Consider the following 12,156-nt stretch of genomic DNA (forward strand, 5'->3'; position numbering starts at 1 on the left):
CGATCCGTCGCACATCACCCGACGCAGGACAAGCGTGGTTGGGGCGGTACGTCCCGGTAGGTGCTCGACACACTGTCGCTGGTGCGGCTTCTGGATCGAGGATGTTCCGCGGCCGGACCGACGGCATCAACGCGCTGCGGCATTTCTACCCCTCGACGTTGCTCGCCCCCGGGTTGTCGATCAAGGAACTGGCCGAGTACCTGGATCCAGGCCGATGCGGGCGCGGCAAGCCGTCGATGCCGTGTTCGGATCCGAAACTGACGGCCCAGAGACGGCCCGATCATGGAAACCGGCCCGATGCGCGCCCTCGGACTAGAAGCTCACAACCCCTTTGAGCAGCTGTCTTGCCATGACCATGCGCTGGATCTGGTTGGTGCCCTCGTAGATCTGGGTGATCTTCGCGTCGCGCATCATGCGCTCGACGGGGTAGTCGCGCGTGTAGCCGTAACCGCCGAAGAGCTGCACCGCGTCCGTCGTCACCTGCATGGCGGCGTCGGAGGCGAAGCACTTGGCGGCAGCGCCGAGGAATCCCAGCGAAGCCTCGTCGCGCTCCGATGCGGCCGCGGCGCGGTAGACCAGCTGGCGGGCGGCCTCGACCTTCATGGCCATGTCGGCGAGCATGAACTGGACGCCTTGGAAGTCGGCGATGGGGCGGCCGAACTGCTGACGCTCCTGGACGTACGCCGTCGCGGCCGCCACGGCGCCGGCGGCGATGCCGACCGCCTGTGCGCCGATGGTCACCCGGGTGTGGTCGAGTGTGCGTAGCGCGATCCTCAGGCCCTGCCCGAGCTCACCCACGAGCCGCGACTGCGGGATCCAGCACTTGTCGAACAGCAGCTCCCGGGTCGGTGACCCCTTGATGCCGAGCTTGCGTTCGAGCGCACCGTAGGAGAACCCGTCGTCACCGTCCTCGACGACGAACGCGCTGATGCCGCGCGAGCCGGCATCAGGGTCGGTGACCGCCATGACGGTGTAGTACTGCGAGACGCCGGCGTTGGTGATCCACGACTTCTGGCCGGACAGCACCCACCCGTCGCCGTCCTTCACCGCGCGAGTCGTCATGGACGCGGTGTCGGAGCCGGCCTCGCGCTCGGAGAGGCCGTAGGAGAACATCGCCTCGCCGGCCGCCACCGGCGGCAGGTACCGCGCCCTCAGCTCGGGCGACCCGGCCAGCAGCAGCGGCATGGTGCCGAGCTTGTTGACCGCCGGGATCAGCGACGTGGAGGCGCAGGCCCGGGCCACCTCCTCGATGACGATGCAGGTGGCCAGCGCGTCGGCGCCGGCCCCGCCGTACTCGGACGGGATGTGCGGCGCGTGGAAGTCGGCCGAGCGCAGCGCGTCGTACGACGCCTGGGGGAACCGCGCGGACTCGTCGACCTCGGCGGCGTGCGGCGCGACCTTGTCGGTGCAGATGTCGCGCACGGCGCCGCGGATGGCCTCGTGCTCCTCGGAGAGCCGGTACAGGTCGAATTCGGCGTCCATGACCCGATGCTACTCGTCAGTAGGGTGCGGCTGGCAAGTTCTCGTCCGGGGCCGGATGTACCCTCGTCGGGTCTCAGCGATTCAGCGGCGAAGGGTCTGCTCGTGGCCATGCGCATCTCCGTCATCGGCACCGGCTATCTGGGTGCGGTCCACGCGGTCGGCATGGCCGAGCTCGGCTACTCCGTGGTCGGCGTCGACGTCGACGCGGACAAGGTGGCGGCCCTGGCGCGCGGCGAGGCACCGTTCTACGAGCCCGGTCTGGACGACCTGCTGGCCACGCACGTCGCCGCCGGCCACGTCACGTTCACCACCGACTTCGCCGCCGCGGCCGACGCCGACGTGCACTTCGTCTGCGTCGGCACGCCGCAGCGGCGCGACGGGCTCGCCGCCGACATGAGCTACGTCGAGGGTGCCATCGACGCGCTGGCGCCCCACCTGTCCAAGCCGTGCCTCGTCGTCGGCAAGTCGACCGTGCCGGTCGGGACGGCGGCCGGGCTGGCCGAGCGGCTGCTCAAGACGGCGCCCGCCGGCGCCGACGCCGAGCTGGCGTGGAACCCCGAGTTCCTGCGGGAGGGCTTCGCCGTCCAGGACACCCTGAGTCCGGACCGGCTGGTCTTCGGCGTCACGTCCGCCGAGGCCGAGGCGACGCTCCGTGAGGTCTACTCGCGCACCATCGCCGCCGGCAGCCCCGTCGTCGTCACCGACCTGCCGACGGCGGAGCTGGTCAAGGTGTCGGCCAACGCGTTCCTCGCCACCAAGATCTCGTTCATCAACGCGATGGCCGAGATCGCCGAGGTCGCCGACGCCGACGTCACCAAGCTCGCCGACGCCATCGGCCACGACGCCCGCATCGGGCGCAAGTTCCTCAACGCCGGGATCGGCTTCGGCGGCGGCTGCCTGCCCAAGGACATCCGGGCGTTCATGGCCCGCGCCGGCGAGCTGGGCGCGTCGCACGCTCTGGCCTTCCTCGCCGAGGTCGACGCCATCAACCTGCGGCGCCGGCAGCGCGTCGTCGACCTGACGCGCGAGCTGGTCGGCGGCAGCGTCGCCAACAGGCGCATCGCGGTGCTCGGCGCGGCCTTCAAGCCCGACTCCGACGACGTCCGCGACTCGCCGGCGCTGAACGTCGCCGGCCAGCTGTACCTGCAGGGTGCCCGGGTCTCCGTCTACGACCCCAAGGCCATCCCGAACGCGCGCAGGATCTTCCCGACGCTGCCGTACGCCGAGTCCGCCGTCGAGGCCTGCCGGGGCGCGAACGTCGTCCTGCACCTCACCGAGTGGCAGGAGTTCCGCGCCCTCGACCCCGCGGCGCTGGCGGAGGTGGTCGAGACGCCGGTGGTGATCGACGGGCGCAACTGCCTCGACGCCGACGCGTGGCGCGCCGCGGGCTGGACCTACCGCGGTCTCGGCCGCCCCTGACAGCTGGGCCATCACCAGGACTTCCCGCGCATCACGAGGCTTGCGATCATGGTGCGACACGGGATTACGTGCTGAACGTGATCATTTCGGGCCCCGGGGGAGGGTCCAGGTCAGCGGGCGGGCGTGGGGTGAGCGGAAGGATGCGCCGAAGCCTACTGCTCTTCCTCCAGGAGCTCGGAGGGGATGTCGGTGCCGTCCTGCAGGGCCGTCCAGAGCTGCCCGGCCGCCTCCTCGTCCCAGGTCACGGTGTTGCCGACGTCGCCGAGGGGGACGGTGAGGGTGTCGCCGGAGCCGCCGGAGACCGAGCCGATGCCGCGGACGAACGCGAACATGTCCAGTGGTCCGGTGTCCTCGTCGAGAACCAGGGCGTCGCCGCCGGCCAGCGCCGTCCGCGCCAGCTCCAGCGGATTGAGCAGCGTGCCGGCGGACATGGCCTTGTCGGAGATCGCGGAGATGAGCTCGCGCTGCCGCTCGACCCGGCCGAGGTCGGAGCGGGGGTCGAAGTGCCGGGCGCGGGCGTAGCCGAGCGCGTCGGCGCCGTTCAGTTCCTGGCAGCCGGCCGGGAGGTCGATGTGGGCCTGCTCGTCCTGCACCGCCTCGTCCAGGCACATCTCGACGCCGCCGAGCGCATCGACGATCTCGGCGAACCCGCCGAAACCGATCTGGACGTAGTCGTCGATGGCGACGCCGGTTTTGGCCTCGATGGTCTCGACCAGCAGGGGCGCCCCGCCGAACGCGAAGGCGGCGTTGATGCGGTTCTCGCCCTGGCCGGGGATGTCGACGACGGAGTCGCGCGGAATGCTGACCAACGCGTTTCGGGCGCCGCCGCCGGGAACGTGCAGCAGCATGATGGTGTCGGTGCGCTGGCCCTCGACGCTGCCGGTGCCCAGCTCGCTCTGCTCCTCCTCGGACAGGTCCTCGCGGCTGTCGGAGCCGACCAGCAGGAACACCCGGCCGTCGGACGTGGCCGAGCCGTGGTCCTCGGGGATGGCGTCGACCTTCTCGATGCGCGACCAGACCCACCAGACCAGGACACCCAGCGCGATGGCGATCACCAGCAGGATGGCCAGGAACCAGCGCAGGAAGCGACCGAACCCGGATCGGCGCTTCTTCGGCCGGTCCGGCGGCTCGTCGCCCGGTCGACGCCGGGTGGCCGGTGGCGCCGGGGTCGGTGGCTCGCCGCCGGCCGGCTGCGCGGCCGGGTAGGCGGGCTCGGCGGCCGCGGGCATGACGCTCGTGCCGCGGGGGGCAGCTGGCGCCGGCTCGGGGCCCTCCTCGTCCTCCCGAGGGGAATGCGGCACGCCACCCCGGTAGGAGACACCTGGCACGTTGCCCGCCCGGTACGTCGTGACCTTGACCTCGGTACCTCTCGCTCCGCCGCCCTGCTCGGGCGGCGTGCCGGATTCGCCGTCGGGTCGCATCACTGCTCGACCATACCCACATCGGACGGCGCGGAGTAACCCGCCGACCCTCGCGCGGACCTCAGGGAAACTCGACGTCCGTGCCGTCGACGACGCCGAAGTGGTGGGCCGCGGAGCCGCAGCCGACCACCAGCTCGACGAAGCCGGAGCCCGAGCTGCCGACCACCAGACCCGCCTCGCCGGCCGGCACCTCGGCGAGCCGCTCGTAGCAGCGCACCTTGTGCGACCCGAGGTCCTCGCCGGCCCGCGAGAAGCTCACGGCCAGGCGCGACCCCGGCTCGAAGCCGACAGCCTCCGCTGTCGCGGTCAGCTTGCAGTTGCCGAAGTTGTCGACCAGCCCGACCCGGACCTTGGTCGCCTCGGGCACGGCCGGCACCCGCGTCGTCGTCGCCGGCACCGGATGCCCGTCGAGCACCCATTTGGCCAGCAGCGGCAGGTACCACAGGCTGCGGAATTGAGTGGTGGCGACGGCGTCCGCCTCGGCCCGGGAGAGGTCGGCCCACGCTGTGGCCGCACCCAGCACCGTCCGCGCGTCGGTGACCTCGACCTGGGTGACGTCGAGGTGGGTGCGCACCATCGCCAGCAGCCGGGAGTCGTAGGTGCTGAACACCGTGTGCGGCCCGAGGCGGAACCAGCAGAACGGTGCGCCGTTCTCCCAGGTGCCGTCGCGCGGGGCGACGTTCACCAGCGTCACCGTCGGGAACCCGTCCTCCCCGAGCGACCGGGTGGCCAGCAGCACGTCGAGCAGGGTGAGCCCGGCTGTCTGCTCCGGCGCCGGGCCGTCGAGCGGGAGCAGTACCGGCGACCGGCCGAAGAGCGCGGCCATTCGCGTGCTCAGCCGGGCCTGTGCGTTGGTGTCCGTACAGTCGCTGAGGTACGTGATCGGCGGGTACATGGTCCCCTCGGGGTCAGCTGGTGGGAGATGGGCATGAAAAAGGGCCCCCGGCAGATGCGGGGGCCCTCGACGCTGGCGTGACGGAGCTAGGCCAGCAGCGAACCACCGCACGGGGAGTGCAGCATTCGCATCATCATCATCTGGCCACGCGTCACGCGTTGAACCGTATCCGGCGCCATCGGGCCGGTCAATCCGGTCGCTGCCCTACGCTGACGGCGTGAGTCCTGAAGGCAGGCCGACATCGGCGGCGCAGACGAGCCTGTCGCGCATCATGACCGCGCTCGACACCAACCTCCTGGGCACCGTGCACGGTGGCGTGATCATGAAGCTGGTCGACGACGTCGCCGGCGCGGTCGCGCAGCGGCATTCCGGCGGCCCCGCGGTCACCGCGTCGATGGACGAGATGACGTTCCTCGAACCCGTGCACGTGGGCAACCTCGTGCACGCGCACGGCAAGGTGAACTGGACCGGCCGAACCTCCATGGAGGTCGGCGTGCGGGTGGTCGCCGAGCCGTGGAACGAGGTCCGCCCGGCCACGGCGGTCGCCACGGCGTACCTCGTCTTCGTCGCTCTCGGCCCGGACGGCAAGCCGCGCGAGGTGCCGCCGGTGCTCCCCGAGACCGACGAGGATCGCCGCCGATTCGCCGAGGCCGAGATCCGCCGGACCCACCGGCTGGCCCGCCGCGAGGCGATCCTGCGGTCGCGGCAGGGCGGCTCCGCCGACTTGTGATGGCGACCTCACCAGGACTCCTGGTGCTCTACCAGGAACGCAAGCCTGGTAGAGCACCAGAAGTCCTCGTGAGGTGCCCGAATCGTTGCGTGTCACCCATGACGTGACGTGGCCATCGTGTGACGGGTGTGACGCAAGAGACCCCTGGGCTCGGCGCGCCGCCGACGATATCGGTGCTCCTCGTGGTGATACTGGCGCAGCGGGGTGCGCGACGGGGCCCCGTCGTGTGGTTTGCATGTTGGGGGATGTGCATGGGTACAGCGGCACGACCGCCGGATCCGCGGCGGGATCGAGGCCGGCGGCAGGCGATGGCGGCGCTTCGGGCCCAGCGGGCCGAGGCGGCGCGGTTCCGCCGTTCCGTGACCCTGGTGGCGCTGTCGGTCATCGCGCCGGGCAGTGCCCAGATCATCGCCGGGCACCGCAAGGCCGGCAAGATCGTGTTGGGGGTGGCCGCCGGTCTGCTGGCCATCACGCTGCTCGTGCTCTGGCTGGTGCCGCTGCAGGACCTGGCCGGCCTCGCCGTGCGTCCGTGGCTGCTGTCCACGTTCAAGGTGTTCGTGTTCGGGGTGGCGCTGGCCTGGGTCGTCGTCATCATCGACGCCTGGCGGCTCGGCCACCCGCCGGGGCTGAACCAGAAGCACCGGCTCATCATGATCGGCGCGACGCTGGCGCTGGCGGCGATGGTGTCGACGCCGTTCGTCGTCGCCGCCCGCTACGCGACCGCCGCACATGACGCCGTCGTCGAGATGTTCCCGTCCGGCGAGGTCGCCGCCGCCAGCGACGGCCGGCTCAACATCCTGCTGCTCGGCGTCGACGCCGGCGACGGGCGCGTGGGCATCCGGCCGGACAGCATCAACCTGGTCTCCGTCGACGTCCGCACCGGCGAACCGGCGATGATCAGCCTGCCGCGCAACCTGGAGAACACCCGTTTCCCCGACGGCACGCCCGCCGACGACGAGTTCCCGCGGGGGTTCTCGGGCGAGGGCGACGAGTCCGACTACATGCTCAATGCCACGTGGACGTTCGGCGAGGAGAACCCGGAGCTGTTCGAGGGTCCGTCCGGGCCCGGGCCGACGGCGGTGAAGCAGGCGGTCGAGGGCACCCTGGGCGTCCCCGTCCACTACTACGTCGCCGTCGACCTTCAGGGCTTCCGCGACATCATCGACGCCATCGGCGGCATCACCATCGACGTCCACGAGGAACTGCCGATCGGTGACAAAGGCCGGGTCCTCGAGCCCGGCGTGCAGGAGCTCGATGGGTATCACGCGCTCTGGTACGCCCGGTCGCGCGAGGGCTCGTCCGACTACGCCCGGATGGCCCGGCAGCGCTGCGTCATCGGCGCCCTGGTCAACGAGGCCGACCCGCGGACCGTTCTGGCGAACTTCCTCGACCTGGCCGACGCGTCGAAGTCCGTGGTGACCACCGACATCCCACAGCAGGACCTGACCAACCTGATCGACCTGGCGATGAAGGCCAAGGACCAGGAGATGACGTCGCTGCAGTTCGTGCCGCCGCTCATCGCGCCGGCCGACCCCAACATCGGCCTCATCCAGGATCAGACCGACGCGCTGCTCTCCGGCGACGCCGAGACCGGCGGATCCGAGCCGACCGAGTCGCCGACGGAAGAACCGACGGAGGAGCCGGACGAAGGGTCGGACGAGCCGACGGAGGAGCCGGACGAGGGGTCCGACGAGCCGACGGAGGTGCCGGACGAAGGGTCCGACGAGCCGACGGAGGAGCCGGACGAAGGGTCCGACGAGCCGACGGACGAGGACTCCGGGGACGCGGGCTCCGGGGATGAGGGCTCGGGCGGCGAGTCCGGCGATGAGGATGAGTCGTCCGGGCCGGTCGGCATGTCGTCGGTGTGCTCCTACGAGTGACACCGCACGCGACCACGCGACGTCACGAGGATTTCTGGTGCTCTACCAGTGACGCAAGCGTGGTGACGCATCAGGAGTCCTCGTGATGTGCCGCCTCGTCGCCTGCGCATGCGTGGTGAAGCGGTCGCATCCATACTTAATGTGATCAATCGTCGAGGTGGTTGGTGGGGGCGGGGCTATGGCCAGGTTGAGCGGGTAAGGTGCTCGCCGACATGAACGCCGCCTACCCCACCCCAACGCCGCCCGCGGACCACCGCGCCTGGCCGGCCGTCTCCGTGATCATGCCCGTGCTCGACGAGGAGCGTCACCTCGCCGAGGCCGTCGCGGGTGTGCTGGCGCAGGAATATCCGGGCGAGCTGGAGCTGGTGCTCGCGCTCGGCCCGTCTCGCGACCGCACCGACGAGATCGCGCGCGAGCTGGCCGCCGCGGACCCGAGGGTGCGGCTGGTCGCCAACCCCGTCGGCCGCACGCCGGCCGGGTTGAACGCCGCGCTCGGCGTCGCCCGGCACGGCGTCGTCGTGCGGGTCGACGGGCACGGCGTGCTGTCCGACTCCTACATCCGCACCGCGGTCGAGACGTTGGAGCAGACCGGGGCGGCCAACGTCGGCGGCATCATGCACGCCGAAGGGCTGACCGACTTCGAGCGCGCCGTCGCGTGGGCGTACACCTCGCCGTTCGGCCTGGGCGGCGGCCGGTTCCACATCGGCGGCGCGGCCGGCCCGGCCGACACCGTCTATCTGGGCGTCTTCCGCCGCGAGGTCCTCGACCAGCTCGGCGGCTTCGACGAGCACTTCCGCCGGGCCCAGGACTGGGAGCTCAACTACCGCATCCGCGCCGCCGGGCACACCGTGTGGTTCACACCCGAGCTGACGGTCAGCTACCGGCCGCGGCCGACCCTGCGCGCGCTGGCCAAGCAATTCCTCAAGACCGGGCAGTGGCGGCGCGAGGTCGTGCGCCGCTACCCGGACACCGCGAACCCGCGCTACCTCGCCGCGCCCGCGGTGACGGTCGCCGTCGCCGCCGGGACCTTGGCGGGCCTCGCCGGGCTCGTCGGCCCCGGCTGGCTGCTCCTCGGGTGGCTCGCGCCGGCCGGCTACGCCGTCGGCGTCGCGGGGGCGGCGCTGCTGGCCGGCCGCGGCCTGCCCGTCAAGGCACGCGCCTGGCTGCCCGCCGTCCTGGCCACCATGCACCTGACCTGGGGTGCCGGGTTCATCGTCGGCTCGCGCGACGCGGCCAGGTCACGGCGGGCGGTCGGCGAGACGGACGCCGTGGACGACGCCCGAGCGCGCGGCGGCCGAGACGACGGCAGCCGAGGCGACGGCGATCCGGCGGACGGAGGCGGTGCGCGGGATCGTGCCCAGGCGGAAGGCCCGACGACGTGAACGTCCTGATGCTCGTGCAGTCCCCGGTCGCCGGCGACTCGCGAGTGCTGCGGGAGGCGGCGACGCTGGTCGAGGCTGGGCACGAGGTGCGCATCGTCGGCCGTGACGTCCCGGACGGCTTCGTCGCCGGCCCCGGTGTCACCGTCGAGTCGGTGAGCCGGTCTCGCGGCATGCGGCCGCCTGGCGCTCCGGCGGGGCTGGCCGCGGCGACGTCGGGACCGCAGGCCGCCGTCCGTCGCACCGGCCGGTGGCTGCTGTTACCCGAGCACCGCGAGCGAACCGAGCGGCACTGGCGGCGGGCGGCGGCCGCGCTGCTGGCCGACCGCCCGGCGTTCGACGTGGTGCACGCACACGACTACAACACGCTCGAGCTCGGCGCCGAGCTGGCCCGGCGGTGGTCGGCCCGGCTCATCTACGACAGCCACGAGCTGTGGTTCGACCGCGGCCTGCCCGGGCGGCCGACGCCGGTCTCCCGGCGGCGGGGCCGCCGGCACGAGGCGCGGCTGGCGGCCGAGGCGAAGGTGGTCCTGACCGTCAGTGAGGGCATCGCGCAGCGTCTGCGCGGCCGCCGGCTGGCCGACGTGCGGGTGGTGCGCAACACCTTCCCGCTCGGCGACCACGACGCGCCGTCGTTGCCCGACCGCCCGGCCGGGCTGGCCTACGCCGGGCGCATCGGGCCCGGGCGCGACCTGGAGGCCGTCGTGGGGGCGGCCGCCCTGCTCAAGCCTCTGCGCACAGTGCTGGCCGGTCCGGCGGACCCCGGCTACCGCTTCGACCCCACCGGGGTCGAGGTGATGCCGCCGATGTCGCTGTCCGAGGTGGACAAGCTGTACCAGGAGCTCGGTGTGGCGGTCGTCACCCTCACCGACACCTGCGAGAACCACCGCCTGGCGCTGCCGAACAAGCTGTTCCACGCCGTCCGAGCCGGAGTGCCGGTGGTCGCGGCCAACCTGCCGGAGCTGCACTCCGTCGTCCTCCACCACGGCCTGGGCCGGCTCTACCAGCCGGGGAGCGCGTCGTCGCTGGCCACGGCTGTCCAAGCGGTCGCCGCGGATTATGCTGGCTATCTGGAAGCCGTCCGCAAGGCGAGGCCCGCCCTGGCATGGGAGCAGGACGCGCGGGTACTCGCCGACACGTACGCTGACCTGGAAGCGGCGTGAGAGTCGTGACACTCTCCCGTCCGGCCGGTGGGTGCGAGATTTCGGCACCGTGTCGTCTACCCTTGACCCGATCCGGTGCGGATCCAGCCGATCCGGCACCCGGCCGCGGTAGAAAGGCAAGCCTTCGATGAACGCCACTCGTGTCGACGAGGACTTCACCTCGTCGGTGCACGTGTACGAGCCGCACCGGGCCGGATTGCCCCGGCTCGGCCCGTACATCCGTACGCTGTGGCAGCGCAGGCAGTTCGCCGCGGAGATGTCCCGGGCAAGCATCCGGGCGGCCAACACCAACACCTTCTTCGGCCAGATCTGGCTGGTGCTGAATCCGCTGCTGCTGGCCTGCGTGTACTACGTGCTGGTCACCATCCTGCGGGCCGGCAGCATGGAGGACCCGGCGGCCCGGTTCGTGCACCTGTGCGCGGGGCTGTTCGCGTTCTACTACTTCTCCGGCGCCATGCAGACCGGTGCCTCCAGCGTGGTGGCCGGGGGCAAGCTGCTGCTGAACATGTCGTTCCCGCGGCTGCTGCTGCCGCTGTCCGCGGTGCGCACGGCGTTCTTCCGATTCCTGCCGACGATGGTCGTCTACATCCCCATCCACCTCGGCTTCGGGCAGCCGCTCTCCTGGCAGATGTTGCTGTCCCCGTTGTTCCTGCTCATGCTGACGGTGTTCGGGGCCGGCATGGCCATGATCTTCGCGACGCTGCAGGTGTACTTCCGCGACACCGCGAGCTTCCTGCCCTACTTCGTGCGCATGTGGCTGTACCTGTCGCCAGTGCTGTGGTTCCCCGAGGACGCGCCGGAGCGCTTCGAGCCGTTCATGATCTTCAACCCGCTGTATTCGATGCTGGGCGGCTGGACCGACCTCCTGGTGCGGGGCCAGATCCCCGAGCTGTCCCTTTGGATCGCCGGTGCGGCATGGTCGCTCGCCGCCGCGGTCATCGGCAGCCTGTTCTTCATGTCGAGGGAGCGCGAGTTTGTCGTCCGTCTCTGAAATGAGCGCCGTGACCACGACCGGTCCCGCCAACGCCGTCCAGGTGGAGAACGTCTCGCTGACCTACCGGACGACATTCGAGCGCGTGCCGACGCTGAAGACCGCGCTGGTGCGTTTCGGCCGCGGCGAGCGCGCGGTCCGGGAGGTCCAGGCGGTCCAGAACGTCTCCTTCGACGTGCCGCACGGCAACGCCATCGGCATCATCGGCGCCAACGGCGCCGGCAAATCCACGCTGATGCGCATGATCGCCGGCATCCTGCCGCCGACCGAGGGTCGCATCCAGGTCAACGGCCGCGTCAGCACGCTGCTGTCTCTCGGAGTCGGCTTCAACGCGGCGCTCTCCGGTCGCGAGAACGTCGTGCTCGGCGGGCTGGCCAGCGGGCTGACGCGCAAGGAGATCCAGGAACGATACGAGGAGATCGCCGACTTCGCCGAGATCGGCGAGTTCATCGACATGCCCATGCGGACCTACTCCTCGGGCATGTTCCAGCGCCTGGCGTTCTCCGTGGCCGTGCACATGGAGCCCGACATCCTGCTCGTCGACGAAGCGCTCTCCGCCGGCGACGCCAAGTTCAAGCAGAAGGCCGCGGCCAAGATGAAGGAGCTGGTGACCAACGCGCGCACCATGTTCCTGGTGAGCCACGCACTCAGTAGCGTCCGCGACCTGTGCAACGACGCGCTGTGGCTGCACAAGGGTCAGCTGATGATGCGCGGCAACCCCAACGAGGTCATCGCCGCGTACAACAAGTTCCTGAAGGTCGGCGAGGACGCCTTCAGCCTCGAGGACCTGTGAGCT

At 71.1% G+C, this 12,156-nt stretch carries 10 protein-coding genes; 7 read left to right on the forward strand and 3 right to left on the reverse strand.

The features are described 5' to 3' along the window. Positions 1 to 312 precede the first annotated feature (312 nt). Positions 313 to 1,482 (reverse strand): acyl-CoA dehydrogenase family protein, encoded by a 1,170-nt coding sequence (locus E1269_RS00875; protein WP_131890019.1) that lies wholly within the window; start codon positions 1,480 to 1,482, stop codon positions 313 to 315. 102 nt (positions 1,483 to 1,584) lie between these two features. On the opposite strand from E1269_RS00875, the gene E1269_RS00880 reads away from it, so the two are divergent. Further along, on the forward strand, positions 1,585 to 2,901 hold the full coding sequence (locus E1269_RS00880) for a UDP-glucose dehydrogenase family protein (protein WP_131890021.1): 1,317 nt from the start codon (positions 1,585 to 1,587) through the stop codon (positions 2,899 to 2,901). Positions 2,902 to 3,053: 152 nt separating this feature from the next. Here E1269_RS00880 and E1269_RS00885 read toward each other — a convergent pair whose 3' ends face one another. Together E1269_RS00885 and E1269_RS00890 are read right to left on the reverse strand one after the other, a co-directional pair. After that, entirely contained in the window at positions 3,054 to 4,322 is a 1,269-nt protein-coding gene (locus E1269_RS00885; RefSeq protein WP_239000736.1) for an LCP family protein, read from the reverse strand. 61 nt (positions 4,323 to 4,383) lie between these two features. Next, positions 4,384 to 5,217 carry an SAM hydroxide adenosyltransferase gene (locus E1269_RS00890; protein WP_131890023.1) on the reverse strand — a complete coding sequence of 278 codons (834 nt, stop codon included), beginning with the start codon at positions 5,215 to 5,217 and terminating at the stop codon, positions 4,384 to 4,386. Positions 5,218 to 5,488: 271 nt separating this feature from the next. On the opposite strand from E1269_RS00890, the gene E1269_RS00895 reads away from it, so the two are divergent. The 6 genes from E1269_RS00895 (at position 5,489) to E1269_RS00920 (ending at position 12,153) form a co-directional block, all read left to right on the forward strand. Then, a complete protein-coding gene (locus tag E1269_RS00895) occupies positions 5,489 to 5,947 on the forward strand; it encodes an acyl-CoA thioesterase (RefSeq protein ID WP_131890439.1) in 459 nt (152 codons plus the stop codon). A gap of 308 nt (positions 5,948 to 6,255) precedes the next feature. Further along, complete coding sequence (locus E1269_RS33695; RefSeq protein ID WP_162606160.1) at positions 6,256 to 7,827, forward strand: LCP family glycopolymer transferase; 1,572 nt, start codon at positions 6,256 to 6,258, stop codon at positions 7,825 to 7,827. Positions 7,828 to 8,039: 212 nt separating this feature from the next. Further along, positions 8,040 to 9,209, forward strand: a complete 1,170-nt coding sequence (locus E1269_RS00905) for a glycosyltransferase family 2 protein (protein ID WP_131890027.1) — start codon at positions 8,040 to 8,042, stop codon at positions 9,207 to 9,209. A gap of 8 nt (positions 9,210 to 9,217) precedes the next feature. Next, positions 9,218 to 10,369 carry a glycosyltransferase gene (locus E1269_RS00910; RefSeq protein ID WP_203432670.1) on the forward strand — a complete coding sequence of 384 codons (1,152 nt, stop codon included), beginning with the start codon at positions 9,218 to 9,220 and terminating at the stop codon, positions 10,367 to 10,369. A 127-nt stretch (positions 10,370 to 10,496) separates the two neighbouring features. Then, complete coding sequence (locus tag E1269_RS00915; protein ID WP_131890031.1) at positions 10,497 to 11,360, forward strand: ABC transporter permease; 864 nt, start codon at positions 10,497 to 10,499, stop codon at positions 11,358 to 11,360. Position 11,361: 1 nt separating this feature from the next. Beyond that, complete coding sequence (locus tag E1269_RS00920; RefSeq protein ID WP_131890033.1) at positions 11,362 to 12,153, forward strand: ABC transporter ATP-binding protein; 792 nt, start codon at positions 11,362 to 11,364, stop codon at positions 12,151 to 12,153. The last annotated feature ends 3 nt before the right edge of the window (positions 12,154 to 12,156 follow it).

The organism is Jiangella asiatica, from assembly GCF_004349065.1.
GTDB lineage: Bacteria > Actinomycetota > Actinomycetes > Jiangellales > Jiangellaceae > Jiangella > Jiangella asiatica.